This window comes from Mesorhizobium sp. M0808, from assembly GCF_040320025.1.
Classification (GTDB): Bacteria; Pseudomonadota; Alphaproteobacteria; order Rhizobiales; family Rhizobiaceae; genus Mesorhizobium.
Genome location: NZ_JAMYOX010000002.1, coordinates 141,472 through 166,548 on the forward strand (window position 1 = coordinate 141,472; position 25,077 = coordinate 166,548).

Annotated in this window: 22 protein-coding genes and 1 pseudogene; 15 read left to right on the forward strand and 8 right to left on the reverse strand. The window is 62.1% G+C overall.

Annotated features, from left to right (window positions below; all coding sequences use genetic code 11):
- Positions 1–2 precede the first annotated feature (2 nt).
- Both NKI25_RS03765 and NKI25_RS03770 read right to left on the reverse strand, forming a co-directional pair.
- Positions 3–977 carry a WD40 repeat domain-containing protein gene (locus NKI25_RS03765; RefSeq protein ID WP_352590972.1) on the reverse strand — a complete coding sequence of 325 codons (975 nt, stop codon included), beginning with the start codon at positions 975–977 and terminating at the stop codon, positions 3–5.
- Between the two features lie 248 nt (positions 978–1,225).
- Complete coding sequence (locus NKI25_RS03770) at positions 1,226–2,293, reverse strand: CobW family GTP-binding protein (protein ID WP_352998196.1); 1,068 nt, start codon at positions 2,291–2,293, stop codon at positions 1,226–1,228.
- A gap of 197 nt (positions 2,294–2,490) precedes the next feature.
- On the opposite strand from NKI25_RS03770, the gene NKI25_RS03775 reads away from it, so the two are divergent.
- Positions 2,491–3,213 carry an intradiol ring-cleavage dioxygenase gene (locus tag NKI25_RS03775; RefSeq protein WP_352620710.1) on the forward strand — a complete coding sequence of 241 codons (723 nt, stop codon included), beginning with the start codon at positions 2,491–2,493 and terminating at the stop codon, positions 3,211–3,213.
- A gap of 203 nt (positions 3,214–3,416) precedes the next feature.
- Positions 3,417–3,899, forward strand: coding sequence for a MarR family winged helix-turn-helix transcriptional regulator (locus tag NKI25_RS03780; RefSeq protein ID WP_254816029.1), 483 nt, complete (start codon positions 3,417–3,419; stop codon positions 3,897–3,899).
- 1 nt (position 3,900) lies between these two features.
- Here NKI25_RS03780 and NKI25_RS03785 read toward each other — a convergent pair whose 3' ends face one another.
- A complete protein-coding gene (locus NKI25_RS03785) occupies positions 3,901–4,773 on the reverse strand; it encodes an AraC family transcriptional regulator (protein WP_352691501.1) in 873 nt (290 codons plus the stop codon).
- Positions 4,774–4,824: 51 nt separating this feature from the next.
- Between NKI25_RS03785 and NKI25_RS03790 the strand changes: the two are divergent.
- The 5 genes and pseudogenes from NKI25_RS03790 (at position 4,825) to NKI25_RS03810 (ending at position 8,933) form a co-directional block, all read left to right on the forward strand.
- Positions 4,825–5,233, forward strand: a pseudogene (locus NKI25_RS03790) (DUF2000 family protein).
- Positions 5,234–5,430: 197 nt separating this feature from the next.
- Positions 5,431–6,315 carry a DMT family transporter gene (locus NKI25_RS03795; RefSeq protein ID WP_352590984.1) on the forward strand — a complete coding sequence of 295 codons (885 nt, stop codon included), beginning with the start codon at positions 5,431–5,433 and terminating at the stop codon, positions 6,313–6,315.
- 68 nt (positions 6,316–6,383) lie between these two features.
- The gene (locus NKI25_RS03800; RefSeq protein WP_023676245.1) at positions 6,384–7,406 is read left to right on the forward strand and encodes a LacI family DNA-binding transcriptional regulator; all 1,023 of its coding nucleotides are present in this window, start codon (positions 6,384–6,386) and stop codon (positions 7,404–7,406) included.
- Positions 7,403–8,383 carry a 2-hydroxyacid dehydrogenase gene (locus NKI25_RS03805; RefSeq protein WP_023676246.1) on the forward strand — a complete coding sequence of 327 codons (981 nt, stop codon included), beginning with the start codon at positions 7,403–7,405 and terminating at the stop codon, positions 8,381–8,383. The genes NKI25_RS03800 and NKI25_RS03805 overlap by 4 nt, the downstream gene beginning before the upstream one ends.
- 154 nt (positions 8,384–8,537) lie before the next feature.
- Positions 8,538–8,933 carry a hypothetical protein gene (locus tag NKI25_RS03810; protein ID WP_352454732.1) on the forward strand — a complete coding sequence of 132 codons (396 nt, stop codon included), beginning with the start codon at positions 8,538–8,540 and terminating at the stop codon, positions 8,931–8,933.
- Between the two features lie 14 nt (positions 8,934–8,947).
- Here NKI25_RS03810 and NKI25_RS03815 read toward each other — a convergent pair whose 3' ends face one another.
- A complete protein-coding gene (locus NKI25_RS03815; RefSeq protein WP_352469877.1) occupies positions 8,948–9,721 on the reverse strand; it encodes a gamma-glutamyl-gamma-aminobutyrate hydrolase family protein in 774 nt (257 codons plus the stop codon).
- 284 nt (positions 9,722–10,005) lie between these two features.
- Between NKI25_RS03815 and NKI25_RS03820 the strand changes: the two genes are divergently transcribed.
- Complete coding sequence (locus NKI25_RS03820; protein ID WP_352492671.1) at positions 10,006–11,115, forward strand: TRAP transporter substrate-binding protein; 1,110 nt, start codon at positions 10,006–10,008, stop codon at positions 11,113–11,115.
- 387 nt (positions 11,116–11,502) lie between these two features.
- Here the strand turns inward: NKI25_RS03820 and NKI25_RS03825 are convergent, their stop codons facing one another.
- From NKI25_RS03825 to NKI25_RS03840, 4 genes are all read right to left on the reverse strand, one after another.
- Entirely contained in the window at positions 11,503–12,528 is a 1,026-nt protein-coding gene (locus NKI25_RS03825) for a zinc-dependent alcohol dehydrogenase family protein (RefSeq protein ID WP_352590988.1), read from the reverse strand.
- A 16-nt stretch (positions 12,529–12,544) separates the two neighbouring features.
- The gene (locus NKI25_RS03830; protein WP_352591048.1) at positions 12,545–14,323 is read right to left on the reverse strand and encodes a TRAP transporter large permease; all 1,779 of its coding nucleotides are present in this window, start codon (positions 14,321–14,323) and stop codon (positions 12,545–12,547) included.
- Positions 14,323–14,907, reverse strand: a complete 585-nt coding sequence (locus tag NKI25_RS03835; RefSeq protein WP_352452211.1) for a TRAP transporter small permease subunit — start codon at positions 14,905–14,907, stop codon at positions 14,323–14,325. The genes NKI25_RS03830 and NKI25_RS03835 overlap by 1 nt, the downstream gene beginning before the upstream one ends.
- A gap of 204 nt (positions 14,908–15,111) precedes the next feature.
- Positions 15,112–16,017 carry a branched-chain amino acid ABC transporter permease gene (locus NKI25_RS03840; RefSeq protein ID WP_023676253.1) on the reverse strand — a complete coding sequence of 302 codons (906 nt, stop codon included), beginning with the start codon at positions 16,015–16,017 and terminating at the stop codon, positions 15,112–15,114.
- A 140-nt stretch (positions 16,018–16,157) separates the two neighbouring features.
- Between NKI25_RS03840 and NKI25_RS03845 the strand changes: the two genes are divergently transcribed.
- From NKI25_RS03845 to NKI25_RS03875, 7 genes are all read left to right on the forward strand, one after another.
- Complete coding sequence (locus NKI25_RS03845) at positions 16,158–16,766, forward strand: CGNR zinc finger domain-containing protein (RefSeq protein ID WP_352839925.1); 609 nt, start codon at positions 16,158–16,160, stop codon at positions 16,764–16,766.
- Positions 16,759–17,289 (forward strand): hypothetical protein, encoded by a 531-nt coding sequence (locus NKI25_RS03850; protein WP_352452209.1) that lies wholly within the window; start codon positions 16,759–16,761, stop codon positions 17,287–17,289. Before NKI25_RS03845 ends, NKI25_RS03850 begins: the two co-directional genes overlap by 8 nt.
- A 225-nt stretch (positions 17,290–17,514) precedes the next feature.
- Entirely contained in the window at positions 17,515–20,994 is a 3,480-nt protein-coding gene (locus tag NKI25_RS03855) for an indolepyruvate ferredoxin oxidoreductase family protein (RefSeq protein ID WP_352590995.1), read from the forward strand.
- A gap of 152 nt (positions 20,995–21,146) precedes the next feature.
- Positions 21,147–23,468 (forward strand): putative bifunctional diguanylate cyclase/phosphodiesterase, encoded by a 2,322-nt coding sequence (locus NKI25_RS03860; RefSeq protein WP_352452207.1) that lies wholly within the window; start codon positions 21,147–21,149, stop codon positions 23,466–23,468.
- Positions 23,469–23,618: 150 nt separating this feature from the next.
- Positions 23,619–24,401: an N-acyl amino acid synthase FeeM domain-containing protein gene (locus NKI25_RS03865; protein ID WP_023676258.1), complete on the forward strand. Its 783-nt coding sequence runs from the start codon at positions 23,619–23,621 to the stop codon at positions 24,399–24,401.
- Between the two features lie 119 nt (positions 24,402–24,520).
- Entirely contained in the window at positions 24,521–24,670 is a 150-nt protein-coding gene (locus NKI25_RS03870; RefSeq protein ID WP_013528205.1) for a DUF3096 domain-containing protein, read from the forward strand.
- Positions 24,671–24,843: 173 nt separating this feature from the next.
- On the forward strand, positions 24,844–25,068 hold the full coding sequence (locus NKI25_RS03875; protein ID WP_023676259.1) for an aa3-type cytochrome c oxidase subunit IV: 225 nt from the start codon (positions 24,844–24,846) through the stop codon (positions 25,066–25,068).
- Positions 25,069–25,077: the final 9 nt, after the last annotated feature.

Here is a 25,077-nt window from a genome sequence, read left to right on the forward strand (position 1 = left end):
GGCTACGCCGAAATATCGATGACGCCGCAGTCGCCCGCAGCGCTGCCAAAGGCGACGCGGCGCTCTTCCTTGTCCCACATCATCGAAGTGACGGCGCCCTTGCCCGGCCGGCGCAACAGCACTTCCTTGGCGTCGGCGAAGCGCACCGCCATCACCATCCCGTCATCATAGCCGATAGCAACGACGTCCTGGCTCGGGTGACAGGCGACGGAGGTGACCATCGCATTGCCGCGCGTGCCGAGTTCCAGCGGCGCCTTGCCCATCGGCCCGTCTTTGCTGGAAAACGGCCAGACGATTGCCGCCGGCGCGCCGGAACTCGCCAGCCATTTGCCCTTGGCGCTCCACGACAGGCTTTTCACCTTGCCGGGGTAGCCGGACATGCGCATGTGCTTGCCGTCGGCGAGCTTCCAGCCATGCAGCGCGTTTTCCTGCATGGTGGTGACGACGAAGCCGCCGTCCGGCGAGAAGGTGATGCCGGTGTGGGCGCCGGCCCATTCGAGCTCGACCGGCTTGCCGTCGGCAGCCGGGAAGTGCAGCGTCGCGCCATTGTAGCGGGCAACGCCGAAGCGCATGCCCTTGGGCGAGAAGGCAAGCCCCTCGACTGAGCGCGGATGCGAGAATTCCCTGGTTTTGCCGTCGGCAAAGCGCACATAGGCAACCTTGCCCGAAGCATAGGCAACAGCGCCTTGCGGCCCGGCGGCGACGCTGGTTATCCATTTTTTGCCTGCGGTCGCCAATTCCGTTGTATTGCCGCCTGGGGTCACGGCAAAGATCCTGCCGTCCTCACCACCGGTGATCAGCCGGTCGTTTGCCGCATCATGGAAGGCGGCGAGCATTCCGTCATTGGTCTGCACCATCTTGTGGCCGTGGTCGAGCCGATGGATTTTGCCGTCGGCCAGCGCAAAATGCGGCACGTCGCCGAGAAACACGGCGGCGAGGCAGTGGCCTTCGAGATCGAGCGGGGCGACTGTCGGCATGAGAGATCATTCCGTTCGAGATTTCTGCTTGTCATCTAACCCCGCCGGGCTGTCGGCGAGGCTCCGCCTTCTCCCCTTGTGGGAGAAGGTGGATTGGCGCGCAGCGCCAAGACGGTTGAGGGGTGCTGGACGGAGTGCCGTCCTTGCCAAGCTGGAACACCCCTCATCCGACCGAGCTTCGCTCGGCCACCTTCTCCCACAAGGGGAGAAGGAGAGAAGGGCAGCGCTAGCGCTATAAAGTCCGGAAATCAAGCCGCCTGGCAGGCCTCGAAGCTTGTCTTCAGTCGCTCGGCGTCGAGTTCGCGGCCGATGAACACCAGCCGGCTCTCGTGCTTCTCGTCGTCCTTCCAGGCGCGCTGGTGGTCGCCCTCGATGATCATGTGCACACCCTGGATGACATAGCGCTCGTCATCGCCTTTCAGCGCAATGATCCCTTTCAGCCGCAGGATGTTCGGGCCTTCCATCTGGGTGACCTTCTCGATCCACGGGAAGAACTTTTTCGGGTCCATCTCGCCGCCGCGCAGCGACACCGACTGCACAGTCACGTCATGGATGTCGGAAGGGTGCGCATGATGATGCCCGTCATGATCGTGGTGATCATGGCCGTCGTGATCATGGTGATGGTGGTCATGATCATGACCATGATGGTCGTGATCGTCATGCGCCTCGAGGAAGTGCGGATCGTTCTCCAGCGCCCGGGACAGGTCGAACGCACCGCGATCGAGCACCTCGGACAGCGCCACGCTGGCGCGTGTGGTGCGATGGATTCGTGCCGCCGGGTTGATGGCGCGGATCGTCGCCTCCACCTTGCTCAGCTCTTCGGGGGTGACCAGATCGGTCTTGTTGAGTACGACGACATCGGCAAAGGCGATCTGGTCCTCGGCCTCTCGGGAATCCTTCAGACGCAGCGGCAGGTGCTTGGCGTCGACCAGCGCCACCACCGCATCGAGCTTGGTCTTGGAACGCACGTCGTCGTCCATGAAGAAGGTCTGCGCCACCGGCACGGGATCGGCGAGGCCAGTGGTCTCGACGAGGATGGCGTCGAAGCGGCCAGGCCTGCGCATCAGGCCTTCGACGACGCGGATCAGGTCGCCGCGCACGGTGCAGCAGACGCAGCCATTGTTCATCTCGTAGATTTCCTCGTCGGATTCCACGATCAGCTCGTTGTCGATGCCGATCTCGCCGAATTCATTGACGATGACGGCGTAGCGCTTGCCATGGTTTTCCGAAAGGATGCGGTTGAGCAGTGTCGTCTTGCCGGCGCCGAGATAGCCGGTGAGGACGGTTACGGGGATCTGCGTCTGTGCGTCGCTCATATTGTGCCTCGAATAGGGATTGTCGGCTCCATATAGGATGTGTGCTCGGCTTTTGCACGAGGCAAACCGGTGGGCCAAAGAGGGGCTGGTATTGCCGAACTTTCCTCACATTACCGAACTTTCATTGGCGCCGCCTGACAGCGGGCCCTAGATAGGCGGGGTCATTTACGGAGCTGTTCGCGTTGAAGAGGCGCCAGATGTCCGACAAGTCGTTGCCACTAAGCCGTCGGCAGGCGCTCGGTCTCGTTGCGGTTACCGCTGGCGGCATATTCCTGCCCGCCGGTGCAAGGGCCGGGCAGGTTTCGCCCTATGCCGGGCTTGCTTTGTTCGAAGCCGGTGCCGGCGTCTGCGCCATCACGCCCGAGGTCACCGAAGGGCCGTTCTATTTCGACCCGAAGCTCGAACGCGCCGATATCACCGAGGGCAAGAAGGGCATCGGCCTCAATGTGCGGCTGCAAATCGTCGACGCCGCCTGCCAGCCGCTTCCCGGCGCACGCGTCGATATCTGGCATTGCGACGCCCAAGGCAGCTATTCCGGCTATCCCGGACAGGGCGACGGGCAGGATATCGACACGTCCGGCCAGAGCTTTCTCCGCGGCTGGCAGAGAACCGATGAAAGCGGCATCGCTTCTTTCGCCACCATCTATCCCGGCTGGTATCGCGGCCGCACCACCCACATCCATTTCAAGATCTTCCCCGACGACCGCTCGGTGATGACCGGCCAGATGTTCTTCCCCGACAGCCTCAGCGAGCAGATATTCGCCACCGTCGCGCCTTATAAAGATCGCCCCGGCAAACGCGATACATCGAACGCGCGGGACGGCATTGCGCGGCAGGCCGGGCCGCTGTCGCAGGCAGCGCTGCGGGAAATGGCGGACGCCTATCAGGCGTTGATGGTGGTCGCGGTGAAAGCCGGTTGAGAACACCTCGTCACGTCCTCATCCAGCCATTGCGGAAAGTCGTTTGTCATCTAACTGAAATAAACATCTGGCATTAGCCACGGCGAACACCGCGAAGCTTGCCGGCAAAGCTATTTTCCGAGCCGGAATGTTTTCGATCGTCATTGCCAATCGGCGGCCTGCTTCTATGCTGCCCGCTCCGGTTCGGCCGAGGAGGGATGAGCATGGCCAAGGCGGACAAGACTGCAACAATGAGCCGGCTGCATTCGGCGGCGCGGCTGGCGCGCACGGCGCTCGCCGCCCGGCTTCTGGCGCATGGTTTCTATGCCGGCCAGGACCAGATCATGCTGGCGCTCGACCGCGAGGACGGGCAGACGCCCGGCAACCTTGCCGGCCGCCTCGGCGTGCGTCCGCCGACCATCACCAAGACCATCAACCGGCTGCAGGCGCAGGGCTTTCTGGAGAAGCGGGCCTCGTCCGCCGATGCCCGCCAGGCGCATATTTTCCTCACCGACACCGGCCGCGAAATCATCCACGCCATCGAGAAGTCGGTGAAGAAGACCGAAAAGCAGGCATTGAAGGGTCTCGACAAGAAGGATCAGAAAGCGCTGTTCAAGCTGCTTGCCCGCGTCGAGGCGAACCTGTCGAACGGCGAAATGGTGCTCCCGGATGACGAACTCGATATCGAGGACAAGATGCTTGAATAGCTCACGCGTTCGCCGCTGACGGCTGCCGCGTCAGTGCCGACCAGCGTCCCGGTGTGACGCCGAACGCCTTCTTGAAATGCCGATTGAAATGGCTTTGATCACTGAAGCCGGCTGCGATGGCGATTTGCGCCAGCGGCTCGTCGGCTTCGATCATCCGACGGGCTCGTTGAAGCCGGCGCATCAACAGGAACCGGTGCGGGCTGGTGGAGAAGGTGGCGCGGAAATGCCGCGACAGGGCATAGCGGTCCAATCCGGTTATCGCCTCCAATTCATCCGAACGTACAATCCGCGCGACATTTTCCTCCAGATAGTCGCGCGCCAGGCTGGCGGCGCGCCACGCAGTTTTCGCTACCGGTTTCGTCGGCTGACCGGCGTGCCGGGCCAAGCTTTGCATAAGCTGCGTCATGAAATCGACGACAAACAGCTCGTCCAGTTCCTGATTCAACGGCCCGAGCGCGGAAAGCAGCGTCGCCCGGAGATCGCGGTCTGTCACCACGGCATTCCCGACGAATGGTAGTGATCCGCCGCCGAGACAATCGAGCATCAGGGACGGCTCCAAATAGAGCATTCTGTATCGCAAGCCGTCTTCGGTGCCGGCACCGCCATCGTGCAGTTCGTCGGGATGAAGGATAATGATCTGGCCAGGCAGGCTCTGATGCGTTTGGCCGCGATAGCGGAAGCGCTGCACGCCATAAAACGTCACCCCGATCGCATAGGTGTCGTGGCGATGGAGATCGAAGGCATTGCCGTGGAACCGGGCCTCGATGCGTTCCATCCCGGCAGCACCGGGTGCCGGTACGATGCAGTTCTCGGCTGCATCCACGCACAAACGTCCAAGACCCTGAAAGGCTTCCCGGTCTAGATCGTGCGCCATCGCTTCACTCGCAGCCTCGATTGGCCCCCTTTTCGGATTGGAAACTGTCGCATGTTCGATACGAAATTTGCAATCGTGCTCAAGGATGATCTTCCCGTCTGGCAAAAGCTCAATGTCACCGCCTTTCTGACCAGCGGCATCGTCGCGCAATTTCCCGACATTATCGGCGACCCCTACCGTGATCGCGCCGGCAATATCTACAACCCGCTGTCGATCCAGCCCGGTCATCGTGCTTTCGGCGGACGGCCAGACGCTCGGCGCGATCCAGCGGCGGGCGCTGGAGCGTGGTGTGACGGTTTCGCTCTATGTCGAGGATATGTTTTCGACCGGGTATGATCTGGCCAACCGCGCCGTCTTTGCCGAATTTGCGCCGGAGGATGCCAAGGTGGTCGGCATCGCGCTTCGCGCCGAAAAGAAGCTCGTCGACAAGATCACCAAGGGCGCCCGCATGCACGCCTGAGTCGTCGGCCACTAGGTCGGCCACTGGGAAACAAACTGAGCCTGTCGGCGGCTGTCGTTGTGCCAGACTGTTTTGGCTTGCCCGCAGGCGACAATTGCCGCATTGGTGAGGGACCGCCTTGCTTCCCGTCCGGCCTGAAATTGAATGCTCCCCCAAGACAAGACGAAAGCGCGACATCGCCGGCGGCGATCCTGTGCATGCTTTCCGTCTATGTGTTTTTCACCTTCCTCGACACCAGCAGCAAGTACCTTGTGCTGGCCGGCGTCTCGGCGCTGATCGTCGCCTGGACCCGCTTCGCGGTCCATGTGCTGATCGTCGGCGTCTTTCTGCACGGATGGCGTGAGCCGCTGCGCTTTCGTCCCGCCAACCTGCCGGCGCATCTCACGCGCGGTCTGCTCCTGCTCGGATCGACGATATGCAACATTCTCGCGCTGCGGACGCTGCAGCTGGCGGAAACCACCTCGATCTACTTCTTCGGCCCGATGGTGATCACCGCGCTTGCCGGTCCGTTGCTAGGGGAATGGGCCGGCTGGCGGCGTTGGCTGGCGATCATGAGCGGCTTTGTCGGCGTCCTCATCATCACCCGGCCGGGCATCGGGGTTTTTGGCGTCGGCCATCTCTTTGCGCTCGGCTCGATGCTATCGAACAGTTTCTACGTCATCATGACGCGCCGCATGTCGGCGACGGAAACCTCGGAAAGCCTCATCCTGTTTTCGGCGCTGGCGCCGGCCGTGCTGCTGCTGCCGACACTGCCGTTTTCGCTTTCGTTGCCGCAGGATGGCTGGCACTGGTTCATATTGCTGATGCTGGGCGTCTTCGGCGCCATCGGCCATTGGCTTCTTGTGCAGGCCTATCGCCTTGCCACCACCACGGCCCTGGCCCCCTATCCCTATTCGCAGATGATCTGGATGATCATCTCCGGCCTGATCGTCTTCAACCAGTTTCCCGACCGCTGGACGCTGGCCGGTGCGACAGTCATCGTCGCCAGCGGCCTCTACATCGTCCACCGCGAGCACCGGCTTCGTGTGCGCAACCGCGCGACGCTGGACGCGGAGGCGGAAGCGCTGGCAAAAAAACTTTGATTTGCGCGGGATCGATGGCATAAGAGCCGGCCTTTAAACAGTTTAAATTGCTTCGGGAGCGCAGGGCGCTGGCACAGAAGATCAAGCTTTCCACCATCGCGGATGCGCTCGGCGTGTCCACGGCCACGGTCTCGCTGGCCTTGCGCGACAGCCCGCTGGTCGCCGGCGGCACCCGCGACCGCATCAAGGAACATGCCCGCGCCATCGGCTATATCTACAACCGCCGCGCCGCCAGCCTGCGCACCTCGCGCTCAGGCATAGTCGGCGTCGTCGTCCACGACATCATGAACCCGTTCTTTGCCGAGATATTGCGTTCGATCGAGAGCGAACTCGACCGCAGCCGGCAAACCTTCATCCTGTCGAACCACTACGACCAACTCGAGAAACAACGCACCTTCATCGACACGCTTCTGCAGCTCGGCGCTGACGGCGTCATCATGTCGCCGGCCATCGGCACACCGCCCGAAGACATAATCATGGCCGAGGAGAACGGTCTCCCGGCAGTGCTGATTGCACGCACCGTCGAAGGTGCCGACGTGCCGGTGTTTCGCGGCGACGATGCCTATGGCACCGGGCTTGCTACCAATCATCTGATCTCGCTTGGCCACAAGCGCATCGCAATGATTGGCGGTACCGACCAGACCTCGACCGGCCGCGACCGCTATCAGGGATATGTCAACGCCATGGAGGCGGCAGGGCTTGAGGTCAGGCCGTCCTGGCGCATCGCCGGCCCACGCACCAAGCAGGCCGGCTTCGAGGCCGCCGGGCAGTTCCTGGCGCTGAAGGACAGGCCGACCGCGGCCTGCTGCTGGAACGACCTCGTCGCCATCGGCCTGATGAACGGCATTGCGCGCGCCGGGCTGGTGCCGGGCATCGACATCTCTGTTACCGGCTATGACGACCTCGAGGAGGCGGCGATCGCGACGCCTGCGCTAACCACCGTCTGGAACGGCCAGCGCGAGGTTGGCCGCCGCGCCGCCAGCGCGCTGCTCGACAAACTCAACGGACAGACGGTGCGGCCGTCGCAGGAACTGATCAAGCCGGAACTGCATGTGCGCCAGTCGACCGGCAAACCGGTGGAACGTGCATGACAAAAACCAAACAGCAAGCTGTCGCCATTCTGGTGCCGGGCCAGTTCAACGATCATGCGGTCGGCCGCATCGACGGGGTGTTCAGCCGCGTCCGGATCGAACGCGCCGATCCGTCGCTGGTCACCGACGAGATGCGCCTTACGGTGCGCGGCATAGCCGCCTTTGGCGGCATAAGCGCCGCGTTGATGGACGCGCTGCCAAAGCTCGAGATTATCGCCAATTTCGGCGTCGGCTATGATTCGGTCGATGTCCGCCACGCCGCACGGCGCGGCATCATGGTCACCAACACACCGGATGTGCTGACCGAAGAGGTCGCCGATACGGCGCTCGGCCTGTTGATCAATACCATCCGCGAACTGCCGCGCGCCGAGGCCTGGCTACGCGACGGAAGCTGGCTGCGCAACGGCAACTATCCGCTGAGCCGGCTGACCTTGCGCGGGCGCCAAGTCGGTATCTTTGGCATGGGCCGCATCGGCCTCGCCATTGCCCGCCGGCTCGACGCTTTTGGGCTGCCCATTGCCTATCACAACCGGCGCCGCGTCGAAGGCCTGTCCTATGACTATCACCCGACGCTGAAAGGTCTCGCCGAGGCGGTCGACACACTGATCTCGGTGGCGCCCGGCGGGGCTTCGACGGAAAAGGCCGTCAATGCCGAAATTCTCTCGGCTCTTGGGCGGAACGGCGTCTTTGTCAACATCGGCCGGGGCAGCACGGTCGACGAACCAGCCCTTGCCGCCGCACTTGCCAGCGGCAGCATCGCCGCTGCCGGGCTAGACGTCTTTGCCGACGAGCCGAATGTGCCAGCGGCGTTGCTTGCCGCGCCCAACACCTCGCTTTTGCCACATGTCGGCTCGGCCTCGCAGCACACCCGCCGCGCCATGGCGGACCTGTGCGTCGAAAATCTGGTCTCGTGGTTTTCGCAGCGCAAGGCGCTGACGCCGGTGCCGGAGACGGCAAATGTCAAGGCAAGGCCGTAAGCGGGCTGCCATATCTATTAACTTCAGCTTAACCCTTCGGAATCATTCTGGTCCCTTCGCAGTGTCTGTCCGCCTGACAGGACATGACAGCAAGAGGAAGCGCGCCTCCCTGATCTCTTCGAACCGGCGCGCTTGAAATGCGCGGAGAACCAGGATGAAGACGCTTCCTGCATTGATGGCTGTCGCTGTACTGTTCGGCAGCGCCCAACTGTTTTACGCCGGTAGCGGTGAAAGCCGTGCGGCCAGTGAGTCACCGCCTTCATCCGGCAACTACAGGCTGGTAGCCCATGGCGACGAGGGGTCTTGTGCGGTCAGCCGCGGCGCCGAGATTTCGCAAGGCCTGTCGCTGTTGACGGTCGCAGCAAATTGCCGCCGGGTGTTGCCCGGCGTCGAGCAGGCGAAGTTCTGGCGAGAGCAGGATGACGGCACGGTCACCTTCAGCGCCAACGGCACCGATCCGATTGTCATGTTCTCAGTCGCCGACGGCGATGGTTACGAATCCTACGCGCCGGCGCTGCCGCTGCTGACGCTCGCGTCGGCCGGCAACTAGCGAGCGCGGCAGGACTATTCCGCGGCTGCGCGCGCACCCGATTTCGCCGCCTGGTGCAGGCGCACCGCATCGCCGAATGCGCGAAATATCTTTACCGAGATACTGTCCGATTTGACCCAGTATTCGGGATGCCACTGGACGCCGACGGCGAAAGCCCGTGCATCGCGCACCGAAACCGCCTCGACAGTGCCGTCGGCGGCGACCGCTTCGACCTGCAGCTTTGGGCCAAGCCGGTCGATGGCCTGGCGATGCACCGAATTGACCATGATGTCGCCGGCGCCGAAGACCCCGGCCAGGCAGCTGCCGGGTTTTATCGCCACGCTCTGGCGGATGGCGAAGCGTTCGTCCTGATTGTCGCTTGCCGGCGCACGATGATCGAGCGAACCGGCGCGTTCCTGGATTTCGGTGGCCAGCGTGCCACCCAGCGCCACATTCATCTCCTGGATGCCGCGGCAGATGGCGAGCAATGGCACCCCGCGCTCCACCGCCCGGCGGATCAGCGGCAACGTCGTCGCGTCGCGGGCGGAGTCGTAAGGACCATTGGCTTCGCTGGCGTCACCGCCATAGAGCGAGGGATGAACGTTCGATTTGGAACCGGTGACCATGACGCCGTCGACGGCAGAAAGCAGTTCGTCGAAGTCGAGCCGGTCGCCGAAGGACGGTACCAGCAGCGGGAACACGCCTGCACCCGAAAGCGCCGCTTCGAGATATTGCTGTGGCGCGGCATGCCAGGTGTAATTGTCGAACTGGCGGACATCGGTCGATACGGCGACGAGCGGCTGGTGCATTTGGTCCGGATCCCATCGGGTGCAACGAATTATCTGCCTGCAAAATAGGCGATCCGAAGGCGCATTTCCATGGCAAGTTTCGGCGTGTCGCGTAGGCCAGTTAATCGACCTTAGACTATAGTTGCAAGATCTGCCCCAACGCCGCGAATTTCCCCGAAATGCGCCGCTCAAACCGGGCTGCCGTGCTGGACTCGACTCCTTGCCTGTGTATTGTCGGCTCGAAGCCGATCCGGGCGCCGAAGTGTCCCGAATGTCGGTCAGTGGATCCAAAAGGGAGGAACTTCATGGATCGTCGTTCGTTCATCCGCAAGGCCGGCACCGCCGGCGTTGGCGCCGCGGCCGCTGCCGCGACACTTGCCGCGCCGGCCATCGCCCAGTCCAATCCGAAAGTGACCTGGCGGCTGGCGTCGTCCTTCCCGAAGTCGCTCGATACGATCTATGGTGGCGCCGAAGTGTTTTCCAAGATGCTGTCGGAGGCGACCGACGGCAACTTCCAGGTCCAGGTCTTCGCCGCCGGCGAACTCGTTCCCGGCCTGCAGGCCGCCGATGCCACCACTGCCGGCACCGTCGAGGCCTGCCACACCGTGGCATACTATTACTGGGGCAAGGACCCGACCTGGGCGCTGGGAGCGGCGGTTCCGTTTTCGCTCAACGCGCGCGGCATAAACGCCTGGCACTATCATGGCGGCGGCATCGATCTGTTCAACGAGTTCCTGGCGACGCAGGGTCTGTTTGGGCTGCCGGGCGGCAATACCGGCGTGCAGATGGGCGGCTGGTTCCGCAAGGAGATCAAAACGGTCGCCGACCTTTCCGGCCTCAAGATGCGTATCGGTGGTTTTGCCGGCAAAGTGGTGCAAAGGCTCGGCGTGGTTCCTCAGCAGATCGCCGGTGGCGACATTTATCCGGCGCTGGAAAAAGGCACGATCGATGCCGCCGAATGGGTCGGCCCCTATGACGACGAGAAGCTCGGCTTCTACAAGGTTGCGCCCTATTACTACTATCCCGGCTGGTGGGAAGGTGGACCGACAGTCCATCTGATGTTCAACAAGGCGAAATACGACGAACTTTCGCCGGCTTACAAGTCGCTGGTGCATACTGCCGCTCAAGCGGCCGACGCCAACATGCTGCAGAAATACGACTATCTCAATCCGGCGGCGGTTAAGCGGCTGGTTGCCGGCGGTGCCAAGTTGAGCCCGTTCAGCCAGGAGATCATGGCCGCCTGTTTCGAAAAGGCCAACGAAGTCTATGCCGAGATGGAAGCCTCGAACGCGCCGTTCAAGAAGATCTGGGATTCGATCAAGGCGTTCCGCAAGGAGCATTATCTCTGGGCGCAGGTGGCCGAGTACAACTATGACACCTTCATGATGGTCCAGCAGCGCAACAGCAAGCTCTAGAACATTCTGCGACGCCGAGTGGCTCCACTCGGCGTCGCAGAAATGGGCTAAAACAAAGCGGATGCCCGGTTTTATTTGAATGCATTCCGCTCCAGGAAGACGTGGTTCTTGTCAAAGGACCCTGAGCACGCCCCGTGTTCCTTTCTGTCAGCCTCGGACGCACTGACTTCCACCAGTATTCCCGCCCGGAGCATGGCAATAGAACACTGTCGACTTGATGCGGCCACGCCTCAGTTGCTGGACCTCACCCGTTTGTAGGCTGGCGTCGGCATAGGTGGCGGGGTCGCCTTTCCCCGGCTTCATCAGCCCGGCTTCATCAGATTGAGGATGAAGCCATCGATGCGACGCAGAACCGCGAAGCCTGCCGGTGGCAAGTGGCCCGATGGATCAGCTCTGAGGCACTACCAGGACTTTGACCTCACCTGGCGCCGGCGGGTTGGCAATGATCGCCACCGCCTCGTCGAGGCTGACTTGTCGCGATATCAGCCGATCTACTTCGATCGCCCCCGAGGCGATAAGATCGGCGGCCCGGCGATGGGTAAAGGGGTTGAGGAAGGAACCCAGGACCTTCAACTCACGGAACAGCAGATCGAATGGTTCGAACGCCACTTTCATGCCTTGCGGCATCACGCCGACGACGACGACGGTGCCGCCCGCTTTGGCCAGCCGCAACGCCTGCTCAACAGTGTCTTTCACGCCGGCGCATTCGAACACCACGTCGACGCCGCCCGGCATCAAACCCGACCGGCCGACGATCGCATCGGTGACATCGAAGGCGCTGGGATCGAGCGTCGCCGTTGCGCCAAATTGCTCGGCAAGAGCCCGCCGCGAGGCCTGACGGGTCGACAAGATAATGGTCGTCGCACCGGCGAGCTTTGCCAGCTGAACGGTGAGCAGGCCGATCACGCCGCCGCCGAGCACCGCGACCGACGAGCCTGGTTTGATCGCGGCAAGGTCCACGCCATGCAGGCAGCAGCCGAGCGGCTCGCAGAAAGCACCATGCGTAGGCTTCAGATCGCCTGGCAAGACGAAGGCCTGTTTCTGTGGCAGGACAAGATATTCGGCAAAGCCGCCATCGCGATGGATACCGATGGCGCGTAGATTGCCGCAGAGATTGACCCGGCCGGCCTGACAATGCTCGCATCGGCCACAGGCAATGTTGGGATCGCCGGTGACGCGGTCGCCGACGGAAAAGCCGGATACGGCAGGTCCGACCGCCTCGACGATGCCGGAGAATTCATGCCCGAGCGTCACCGGCGGCGTGCACGGGAATTCACCATGGAAAAGATGCCTGTCGGTGCCGCAGACGCCGCACGCCTCGATGCGCACCAGCAGATCGTTCGGCCCGGCGGTCGGTTTCTCGGCCTCGCACACGGCGAGGCTGCCCACTCGCTCCAACCGAACCGCCTTCATGGCTGCCGGGCCTTCCTCAGTTGAAACTCGGTGGTTGCGACAGATCGATTGCCGGCGCCGCCGGTTTCGCGGGCGGCTTTTCGTCGAAGCTCGGCGGCTGCGACAAATCCGGTGTGGAAGGTGAGGCCGGGGCAGTGCCGCCGTTGGCCGGCGGCGTGCCAAGCGGCGACAAGCCGATGCCAGGCGTTTCCGGCACCTGGTAGTTGATGGTGCCAGGATCGACGACAGTGCCTTTGTAGTGCATCACCATCTGCGGGAAGGCGATGGTCAGGCCGATCATGATCACCTGGATGCAGACGAAGGGCACTGCGCCCCAATAGATCTGCCCTGTGGTGACCGGCGCGATCTGCTTGCCGGTGAGTCGGTCGAGATAGGGCACGCGCGCGGCGACCGAGCGCAGATAAAACAGCGCGAAGCCGAAGGGCGGATGCATGAAGGAGGTCTGCATGTTGACGCCCAAAAGCACGCCAAACCAGATCAGGTCGATGCCGAGTTTGTCAGCCGCTGGCGCCAAAAGCGGCACGATGATGAAGGCAAGCTCGAAAAAGTCGAGGAAGAAGGCGAGCACGAAGACGAGGATGTTGACGCCAATCAGGAAACCGACTTCACCGCCCGGCAGCGACGTCAACAGGTGCTCGACCCAGATGTGGCCATTGACGCCGTAGAAGGTCAGCGAGAACACCCGCGCGCCGATCAGGATGAACAGAACGAAGGACGACAGCCTGGTCGTCGAGGCCAGCGCCTGCTTGACCACGTCGAGCGACAGCCGCCCCTTCACCGCCGCCATTGCCAGCGCGCCGACGGCGCCCATGGCGCCGCCTTCCGTCGGCGTGGCGATGCCAAGGAAGATGGTGCCCAACACCAGGAAGATCAGCGCCAGCGGCGGGATCAGCACGATGATCACCTGCTGTGCCAGTCTGGACATCAGGTTGATCTTCAGGCGCTGGTCGACGATCGCCACGACATAGATGAAGATGACGCCGATGGTGGCGCCGAGGATATCGGCGTTGCCGCCATGGTTCGGCGCAAGGTAGCGATACGCCGCATAGGAAACCACCACCGCCGCCAGCAGCGCCGCCAGCAGCGACAGCACGCCGTGGCCAAGCGTGCGGGCCTCAAGCGGCAGTGCCGGCATCGACTTCGGCCGAAAGATCGACATGAGCAGGATGTAGAGCATGTAGATGCCGGTCAAAATGAGCCCGGGGATCAGCGCTCCCTTATACATATCGCCGACCGAGCGGCCGAGCTGGTCGGCCAGGACGATCAGCACCAGTGACGGCGGGATGATCTGGGCGAGCGTCCCGGACGCGGCAATGACGCCGGATGCCAGCCGCCGGTCGTAGCCGTAGCGCAGCATGATCGGCAGCGAAATCAGACCCATGGCAATGACGGAGGCCGCCACCACGCCGGTCGTCGCGGCGAGCAGCGCGCCGACGAAAATCACGGCATAGGCGAGGCCACCACGGACCGGTCCGAACAACTGGCCGATCGTGTCGAGCAGGTCTTCGGCCATGCCGGATCGTTCGAGCACGATGCCCATGAAGGTGAAGAACGGGATCGCCAGCAGCGTATCGTTCGACATCACCCGGCTGCCATAGAAATTATCTGGCAACGCGTGCAGCAACGGCCAGGCGAGATTGATCGAGCCGCCCGAATAGGGCGACAGAAGCACGCCGATGAAGAAGAACATCAGGCCGTTGGCGGCGAGCGAGAAGGCGACGGGGTAGCCGATCAGCAGGAAGACGACCAGCGAGGCGAACATGATCGGCGCCATGTTCTGGGCGATGAACTCGATCACGAGCGCACCTCTTCGGCGAGCGCCTTGGCTTCGAGTTCGGCCTGCTCATGCGCCGATATGAACGGAGTGGGATCGTCCATCTGACCGCGCATGATGGCGATTTTCTTGATGATTTCGGAAATGCCCTGCAGCGCGAGCAGAAAAAAGCCGACCAGCAGGATCGCCTTCGCCGGCCAGATGATCAGCCCGCCGGAATTGTTCGACATCTCCCCGCTGCGATACGACAGCGACACATAGGGAACGAAATAGACCACCATCAACGTCACGAACGGCATCAGGAAGAAGACGTGACCGAAAAGGTCGATCCAGTGCTGCACGCGGCGCGAGAACATGCCGTAGACGATATCGATGCGGATATGGTCGTTCTGCTTCAGCGTGTAGGCGGCGGCCAGCATGAAGGCGGCGCCGAACAGATACCATTGCAATTCCAGCCAGGCGTTCGAGGACATGTCGAACACCTTGCGGATGACGGCGTTGGCGGCGCTTACCAGGATCGCCAGCAGGATCAGCCACGAAACCCATTTGCCGATGAATTCGTTCAAACGGTCAATGGTTCTGGAAAGAGCGAGAAGCCCTGCCATGCATTCCTCCCTTGTGTCAGAGCGCGGCGGTTCCCTGTCCGTCGCGTCGCTGTGGACCAACGGTATGCAGTGCGTGGTCCGGCGGGTCAACACGGGACAGCCCGCATAAACACAGTTGTGAGATGACGGGCGGCAAAATGCTGCCGCGTCCTTTGCATGTCCAAGGACATGCGGCGCTTTCACTCAAGCAAAGTCGGGTGCGGCTCAGGCGATCTTCTGTTGGTCGCGGCCGGCGCCGATCAGCACAAGCATGGCGACGAGGAACAGGTACATCCAGCCGTCCCGCCATTCGAGCGGAAAATAGCCGGCCCATAGCGATTCGGCCATGCCGAAAGCGGCGGCGCCCAGTGCCGCCCGCAAAGGCGAAAGATAGCCGCCCACTGCGGTCACGAACAGGATTTTCAACCCGTAGACCAACCCTGTGCCGAAGCTGATGTTACCGTAGTAGAAGGCGGCGAGCACGCCGGCCAGTGCCGCGCAAAGGCCGCCGAAAAGCACCGCACGCCGAAATACCGCACGGACATCGACGCCGCACATCGCAGCCGCCTTGGGATCGTCGGATACGGCGCGCCAGCTCCGGCCGAAGCTCGAATATGCGAAGCCCCAAGCAGCCAGCGCTATGGCCGCCAGTACGGCGGCGCAATCGAGCAATTGGATCAGCGTCAACGTCGCCTTGAAGCTGGCATTCTGCGCGAAGACGATGGTCTGGGCCAGCATTGGCGGCAACCATAGGTCATGGGTATCGGCGGCGATGCGGCTGGCTTCCGACAAGACCAGCAATATGCCGAGCGTCGTCACCACGATGGCGTTGGGCGAGCGGTCGGCCAGCGGTTCGAAGATACTTCGCGACAGGACATGGCTGAGCAGCGCCGCATAAAGGAATGCCGCAGCTACGCCGAGCGCGACCGATGCAAACAGCGTCAGCCACAGCGCCTGATAGCCGAACGCCGCGGTGAGGATCATCGTATGCCCGCAAAAGGCGAACAGCGCGCCATAGGCAAGATTGGTACGGTGCAGGATGCCATTGGTCAGCACGTAGCCGAAGGCAAGCAATGCGTAGAGCGCGCCCGAATGCAGCCCGTTCAGAACCTGCTGGAAGAAATAGAGCATGCAAGACCCTCTATGCATGCCCCGCAATCGGGGCAGAGGTTTGGGACGAACGATATTCTCAGTACGGCGATCGCCTCAGTGACGAGCGTTGCACCCGGAATCTAACTTGTCAAACGCGAGTTATCAGTTAGATTCGCCATATGACAGTATCCTGGACTCCGCACCGCTTTACCGGTGGCATGCTGGCGCTCGATACGGCGAACACCGTCGTTTTGCGGAACGGTCCGAAGAAAACTTTCGACCGTTTCGACGATCCGGCCGAGATCGCCCGCTTTGCCGAAGCCGCGAGTGCCTTTCGCGCCGCCGAGCTCGGCGGCAGGCGGCTCGTAGCGCCGGCGCCTGAAAAGATCGCACCGGTGGTGCTGTCGATCCGGGAGACGACCGATCGGCTGTTTCGCGGCGCGGTATCGAAAGGTGCGATCGCGACCGGCGATATGCCGAAATTCTTGGAAGCCTGCGCCGATGGCCTTGCTCATAGCCGCACCGAAATCGGCACGCCTGGAAAACCGTTCGGTGATCCGGCGACGCCGATTGCCTTCGAGGCCGCGCTTGCGGTCTCGGCGCTGTCGCTGCTGCGTAGCGACACCATCGCCAGGCTGCGGATATGTCCGAACTGCAGCTGGCTGTTTGTCGACAAAAGCCGCAATTCCAGCCGCCTCTGGTGCGACATGGCGGTGTGCGGCAACCGCCAGAAGGCAAACCGACACTATCGCCGCCGGACCGCGGCCAGGGAGGTCACCAATGTCTAGAAGATTCTCACGCGCGATGATTGTCGTCGCGGCGTTGTTCGCGGCGGCCGCGCTCGGCGCCTGCCGTGATTCCGGCAAGGACCAGCTGTTCGCCATTTCCGGGAAGCTGTTCGAGTTCAACTACCGGCTGGGTATCGCCACCTATGTCATCACCCTCAATCCGCTGCGGCCGGTGGGTGAGGGGCAGGTCGCTGTGGTCTCCTTCCAGAACCCGGCCGGTGGTGATCCGATCATCGTCACCCAGAAAATATGGCCGAAGCTGCCGCATGTGACGCTCACCAGCCCGCCGCTTACCTGCGTTGTCAAGGACAAGCCCTATGCGGTGTCGATCCGCATCGAGGATTCCAGCGGCAAGTTGCTGCAGAGTTTCGCGACCACTCTGACGTCCTCGCTCGACCAGTCGGTCCTGCCCGACCGGCCTCTGGTGGTCGGGCCAGTCTACGAGCTCAACAAGGACTTGGCCGGCCATGTCGACGGCAAGCTGCCCGGTGAACCGAAGCCCAGTTGCCCAAAGGCTGCATGATGCATCACCAGCGGCACTGACCGCCGCCGGAATTTTTCATGCTCGGCCATCCTCCCCGACAGGCGTTTCGTGGCGCCACACGGCCGCGCACGGATCGTTTGTTGCGGACCGCCTGGCACCTTCGATTTTGTTTGACCTCCCCGGCAAGGGAAGAAAGACTGTGGGCACTCGACTCCGACGTTGGCCGCGCACCACCAGGCGCGGCCTCCGCACAGGAAATGCCTGATGACGCTGCACAATGTCGCGCTCGACGACAAGTTCGACCTGGCAAAGGAGCGCATCTTCCTGTCGGGTGCCCAGGCAGTCATCCGCATGCTTCTGATGCAGCGCGAGCGCGACCGCCGGGCTGGCCTGAACACCGCCGGTTTCGTCTCCGGCTATCGCGGCTCGCCGCTCGGCGGCCTCGACATGCAGCTGTGGAAGGCCAGGAACCAGCTCGCGCAGTCGGACATCGTCTTCCAGCCCGGTCTCAACGAGGAGCTCGCCGCCACCGCCTGCTGGGGCTCGCAGCAGGCCGAATTGCTGGGCGAGGGTACCCATGACGGCGTTTTTTCGGTCTGGTACGGCAAGGGTCCGGGCGTCGACCGCTCCGGCGACGTGTTCCGCCACGCCAATCTCGCCGGGTCGTCGAAACATGGCGGCGTGCTGGCCCTGATGGGTGACGACCACATGGCCGAATCCTCGACCAACGCGCATGCCACCGAGTTCCTGTTCGTCGACACCATGGTGCCGATCCTTAATCCGGCCGGCGTCCAGGAGATCATCGACTACGGCCTCTACGGCTTTGCCATGTCGCGTTTTGCCGGCACCTGGGCGGCGATCAAATGCGTCAAGGACAACATCGAATCGACGGCCTCGGTCGATGCCGCGCTCGAACGGCTGAACATCATCGTGCCGGACTTCGACATGCCGCCCGGCGGCCTCAATATCCGTAACGAGATCGACATGCTCGGCCAGGAGGAGCGGCTGCATGAACACAAGCGCGCCGCCGCTTCGGCCTTCATCCACGCCAATGGGCTGAACCGGATCGTCTATTCGGGCGGCAGCAGCGCCAAGCTTGGCATCGTCACCATCGGCAAGAGTTATCTCGATGTTCGCCAGGCGCTGGAGGATATCGGCATCGACGAAGCGGCCGCCAGTCGCATCGGTATCAGGCTGTTCAAGGTCGGCTGCCCGTGGCCGCTCGACCTGCAGCACATCGCCGACTTTGCTCGCGGCCTCGATACCATCGTCGTCGTCGAGGAGAAACGCTCGCTGATCGAGGTGCAACTGCGCGAGAACCTTTACGGCACCGCGACGCAGCCGATCATCGTCGGCAAGAAGGACGAGCGCGGCGACTGGCTGTTCCCGGCCAAGGGCGCGCTCGACCCCAACGATATTGCCATCGCGCTCGGCGAGAGGATTTTGCGAACGATCGGCCCGTCGGAAGAAATCGCCGCGCGGGTGGCGAAGTTGCGCCAGTTCCAGGCGATGCTGGCCGACACGTCAGACATCGCCTCGCGCACGCCCTTCTTCTGCTCCGGCTGCCCACACAATTCCTCGACCAAGGTGCCGGACGGCTCGCTCGCCGCCGCCGGAATCGGCTGTCATTTCATGGCGCTGTGGATGGACCGCAACACCGTCGGCTTCACCGCCATGGGCGGCGAGGGCGCGCAGTGGGTCGGCCAGGCGCCGTTCTCGAAGCGCGAGCACATCTTCCAGAATCTGGGCGATGGCACTTACAACCACTCGGGTGTGCTGGCGATCCGCTTCGCGCTGTCGACCGACGCCAACATCACCTACAAGATCCTCTACAATGACGCCGTCGCGATGACCGGCGGGCAACCGCACGAGGGCGGCCTGACGGTGGACATGATCGCAAGGCAGGTGCGCGCCGAGGGCGTGGAGCGCATCGCCATCGTCACCGACGAGCCGGACAAATATACCGGCAAGGTGGAATTTCCCGCCGGCGCCACCATCCATCACCGCGACGACCTCGATCTCGTCCAGCGCGAGTTGCGTTCGGTCAAAGGCGTCTCGGTGCTGCTCTACGACCAGACCTGCGCCGCCGAGAAGCGTCGCCGCCGCAAGCGCGGCACCTTCCCCGATCCCGACAAGCGTATCTTCATCAACGAGCTGGTCTGCGAAGGCTGCGGCGATTGCGGCGTGCAGTCGAATTGCGTCTCGATCCAGCCGGTCGAGACCGAATTCGGCCGCAAGCGCAAGATCGACCAGTCGAGTTGCAACAAGGACTTCTCGTGCGTCAACGGTTTCTGCCCCTCCTTCGTCACCGTCCACGGCGCCAAAATCAGGAAAGCCGAAGGCATAGCCGGCGCGGCCGACCCGCTCGCGGGGGTGCCGGCGCCGGCGCAATTTACGCTCGGTGAACAAGGCTGGGCGGCGATCATCGACGGTGTCGGCGGCACCGGCGTCGTCACAATAGGCGCGGTGCTCGGCATGGCCGCGCACTTGGAAGGCAAGGGCTGCGGCATGATCGACATGGCCGGCCTCGCCCAGAAGGGCGGCTCGGTGTTCACCCATGTCCGCATCGCCCGCACGCCGGACGACATCCACGCCATTCGGGTATCGGCCGGCAAGGCCGATCTCGTGCTCGGCTGCGATCTCGTCGTTTCGGGTGCCAAGAAGGTGTTGGCCGCGGTGCGCGAAGGCCATACCATCTTCCTCGCCAACACTGCCGAGATCATGCCGGGCGAGTTCGCCCGTTCGGCCGATTTCTCGCTGCCCGTCGAGCGGCTGAAGAAAGCGATAAGAACGGCCGCGGGCGACGACAGGACGCATGTCTTCGACGCCACCCGCACCGCCACCGCGCTGTTCGGCAGCTCGCTTGGTGCCAACATGTTCATGCTCGGATTCGCCTTCCAGCATGGCGGCTTGCCGCTGTCGGCGGAGGCGGTCGAAAAGGCGATCGAGCTCAACGGCGAGGCGGTAGCGATGAATATCGCGGCATTTCGCTGGGGCCGCCGCGCCGCCCACCAGCCGGATTTCGTGCGCAGCCTTCTCGCCCAGCCGGGCAAGGCCACGCAGCATGCCGCCATTGCCGAGACGCTGGACGATATAATTGCTCGCCGCGTCGCCTTCCTGACCGCCTATCAGAACGCCGCCTATGGCAAGCGCTATGCCGACAGACTGGCGGCGCTGCGCAAGGCCGAAACCAATGCTGTGCGCGGTTCGACCGTGGTGACCGAGGCTGCCGCAAAGAACCTGTTCAAGCTGATGGCGATCAAGGACGAATACGAGGTGGCGCGGCTTTATACGGACGGCTCCTTTGCCGCAGAGCTCGCAAAGCAGTTCCAGAGCTACGGCAAGCTTGAATTCCATCTCGCACCGCCGATCATGGGCAGGCGCGGCAGTGACGGCAAGCCGAAGAAATCGAGCTTTGGCCCGTGGATGATGAACGGGTTCCGCCTGCTGGCGGCGATGAAGGGGCTGCGCGGTACCGCTTTCGACCTGTTCGGCTACAGCGCCGAGAGGCGTATGGAGCGGCAGCTTCTTGCCCTCTATGAAGCCGACCTGGAGCTTGTCGCCGGCGCGCTGGCGCCGGGCAAGATCGAGGTTGCTGCCGCGCTTGTTTCGGTACCGGCGCTCATCCGCGGCTTTGGCCACGTCAAGCAGGCCAGTGCCGAAAAAGCCGCCGGCGAACGCCAGCGTCTGCTCGACCGCCTCTCGACGGCGCCGCTGCGGCCGCAACTTCAAGCCGCCGAATAATTCAGCGCTGTGATACTCCTTGTTTACCTGAACTGTAGTTTCCCTGCTTCCGCTGCGTCACCAATGGACGCCAATAGAGCCCGAACCGCTGCTCTAAACCTTTCTTAAGGCCAATGTGACACTGCTGGGTTCCCCAGGGTTGGGATCCAGGCGTGAATCTGAGACGAAAAAACGAGATTCCGGTCGACGTTTACATTCCGTTCGTGGAAACGCTGTTTCGCGACGGGTTCACGCTGTCGATCGGCCTTGTTGCGCAGACACTCCTCGTCATTCTGGTCTATTGGAAGACCATGGACTTGGCGTATCTTCTAGTTGCCGCTGGGCTCATCATTGTCGGTACTCTGCGCCTTCGCAACATCCGAAAATACGGGCGACTTCCTTCCCCGACGACGTGGGAAGAAGCCCATGATCGCGAAAACGATTACATAATTTTCGGTTCGATGCATGGTTTCATGCTTGGCGCGTTCTGTTTCGTCAGTATCTATCTGGCAAATGACAGCCACGACAACTATGCCGAAATAGCCTCTGTCTGCGTCACTCTGGCATCGGTCACGTCGATTGCCGGCCGCAATTATGGGTCGCCGCGCATGGTTATGATTTTTATCATAACCACCACATGGCCCATATCGCTTGGCTTTATCCTGCGCGGCGATATCTACCACATCATCCTCGGTCTGATGTCGGCCCCTTTTCTGTTTGCGATCAAGCGGTTCGCCGACATCGTCCGCGAAGTCCTGTTTACCGCCCTGTCGGAGGAAAAGAAGGCGAACCGCATCGCGCAGCGTTTCAACCGCGCGCTCAACACCATGTCGCATGGCCTTGTCATGCTTGGTCCCGACGGCCGGGTGGCGGTGGCCAATGCCGAAGCCGCGCACCTGATGTCGCTCAAATCGGCCGATGCGCTGCTAGGCCGCTCGATCCACGGTCTGCTGATGCGCGGCGCTGCAGGCGGCATGCTGGCGCCGAAAGATTGCCGTTACATCGAAGCCCAGCTGACGCGTGCGTTGCGCGAGGGCCGCGACCGCAAGGTCCTGGTCTCGCTCACCAACGGCCAGCACTATGAATTTTCGGCGCGCGAAGGCAGCCAGGAACTGGGCGTCGTCACTTTCGAGGATGTGACCGCCCGGGTCGAGGCGGAAGACAAGATCCGCTTCATGGCGCGCTACGACAGTCTCACCGGCCTGCCCAACCGCGCCTACTTCCACGAGTTGGTGGTGGAAGCCATGGCCTCAGGGGATCCCGAGCGTCTCTGCGGGCTGGTGGTGCTCGATCTCGATGATTTCAAGAGCGTCAACGACACGCTCGGCCATCCGGTCGGCGACGGATTGATCTACGCCGTTGCCGAGCGGCTGGCGGCAGTCGCTGGGCCAGGGATCACCGTCAGCCGCTTCGGCGGCGACGAGTTCATGATCTTCTTCGAGCGCATCGAGGATGAAAGCCACCTGACCGGCCAGGTTGATGAGATCTTTGTCAATCTACAGGGCGAGGTCGATGTCGCCGGCCACGGATTACGCATCCAGGCCTCCGGCGGCGCGGTGCTGTCGCGGGTCAAGGATACCGACGTTGACGCCATGATCGTCAAAGCCGACCTTGCACTCTACAAGGCCAAGGAGCTTGGCAAGAACGGTTGGCGGCTGTTCGAGGCCTCCATGGATGCTGCCTTCCGCAGCCGTCAGCTGATGAAGGCGGACCTGCGCAGCGCCGTGGAAAACAACGAATTGCGGGTGGTCTATCAGCCGATCGTGGCGATGAGCACGATGCGTATCGCCAGTTGCGAAGCGCTGTGCCGCTGGGATCATCCCGATCTCGGGCCGATTTCCCCCGGTATCTTTATTCCGCTGGCGGAGGAAATGGGGATTATTTCCGACATCAGCACCTTCGTCCTGCATGCGGCCTGCACGGAATGCGCCAAATGGCCGGCCCAGACCAGCGTGTCGGTCAATCTCTCGGCCAAGGATTTCCGCAACCGTGATGTCATCCAGAAGGTTCGCGACGCACTGGCTGAATCCGGTCTCTCCGCCGGACGTCTGGAGATCGAGGTCACCGAGACGGCGCTGCTCGACGACAAGTCGCTGACACGCCAATATATCGAGGAGTTGAAGCGGCTCGGCGTGCGCATTGCGCTCGACGATTTCGGTACCGGGTATTCGAGCCTCAGCTATCTCCACAAACTGCCGCTCGACAAAATCAAGATCGACCGCTCGTTCCTGATGGATGTCACTCAGAACAGCCGGTCGCTCGAATTGCTCAAGGGCATCGTCAACCTGTCACGGCCGCTGGGACTTTCGGTTACCGTCGAAGGTGTCGAGACCTTCGAACAGCTCAAGATCCTGGCATTGCAGGTCAAGCCGGACCTGGTCCAGGGCTTTCTGTTCGGGTCGGCACTCAGCGCGTCCGGCATCGAGACGATGTCGAGCACCGTCTGGCCCTTCGCCAAGGACATCCAGACGGCAAGGAAGGCGCCGCGGCGCTGACTTCGCGCTGAAAAACCGCGTATTTTAGTATAATTTTATTAATTATTAACCTTAACGAGCGGTAAACGAGCTCCTACTTATTTTCATCTTTACATCTCATGACCCGTCCGTAGTGTCGGCTGGTGGCGGTAATCGCGGGGAATAGAGTTCATGTGTGCCCAGTTGAGTTCGCTCGGCCATGCGGCGGGCGCTGGTGGGAAAGATGCGTCCGAGACCATGTCCAGCTTCGCGCAACATGTTTATGCGCTGCTTGACCGGACGGAGTACCGACGATGTGAAAGCGGCGAGGACTTCGAAAGCATTTACAGGCTGCGCTACAATTCCTATCGGATGAACGATCTGGTGCCCGAGAATGCGTCCCGTCAGGTCCATGACGAGTTTGACGAACTGCCCAATTGCCATACGTTCGGAATCTACATCGAGGGGCGGCTGGTCAGCACAATGCGCCTGCATAACGTGTCTGCTGATAACGCCACATCACCAGCGCTCAGCGTCTACAAGGACTTGTTGATGCCGCGTCTGGCGGCCGGCGAAGTCTTTATCGACCCGAGCCGTTTTGCCGTGGACGCCGAATGGTCACGGCTTTACCCGCAGATCCCGTATGTGACGCTGCGCCTTGCGGGCATGGCTTGCTTCCATTTCGGCGCGCCTTATTGCATATCCATGATCCGCGAGGACCATGCGGCTTTCTACAAGCGCATCTATCGGGCGCGACCGATTGGCGATGCGCGGCCCTATGCCGGCGTGATCAACTGTTTCGCGCTGCTTTATCAAGCCGATGTCCTGGCGATCAAGAATGAAACCTACGCTCGCTTTCCGTTCTTCCGTTCGACGCCAATGGAGCAGCGCATGTTGTTCGATACGCCCGGTGCCGGCGAACTCGCCCCGCTGACCATCCTGCCCACCGCCAAGTATTTTCGCGAAGCCGCCTGAACGAGCCCATGGAGCCTTCCGGTCGCTTCGGCGTTCTGGGCAAGGGTGCTGGTGGTAGGTCGGCATGGCCGGCATCCGCCAAGCATCGCTTCGATAGCGATCCGATCAAAGGAACCGATATGACCATTTCCACGCTCGCCCTTACCCCGCTTATCTCGCTGATTGCAGGCGTGCTGATCCTGGTGATGCCGCGGCTGCTCAATTATATCGTCGCCCTTTATCTGATCGTTGTCGGCCTGCTCGGTCTGTTCCCGCATCTCGCCGGCTAACGACATCGGCAATAGCGGACCTGCCATCCATTGTGATTGGTATCGCCGCGCTTCGCGCAGCGATTTCAAGTTTTGCTTGAGATTGTTGGCTGCGGCGATGCGGCAATAGCGCCATTGCCCTTAACGCGGCTTTTCGCTATGTGCCTGAAAGATGTCTTCGAAGGGGTATTCCAATGGCTGAACACACGCCGACCGGTCCTGTCGAACTAGGCGCGAAGATGGACTATGCCGAGCACGACCGCACCTATGCCGGCTTTGTGATGCTGGCCAAATATGGGTCGCTATTTTGCGCCGCCGTGCTTCTTGCCATGGCGTTCGGCTTCTTTGTGGGCGGCTTCTTCTCGGGGACTATCCTGTTCGTGCTGATCCTGGCCATCGGCGCCTTTATTCTCCGATAACTCCTCCAA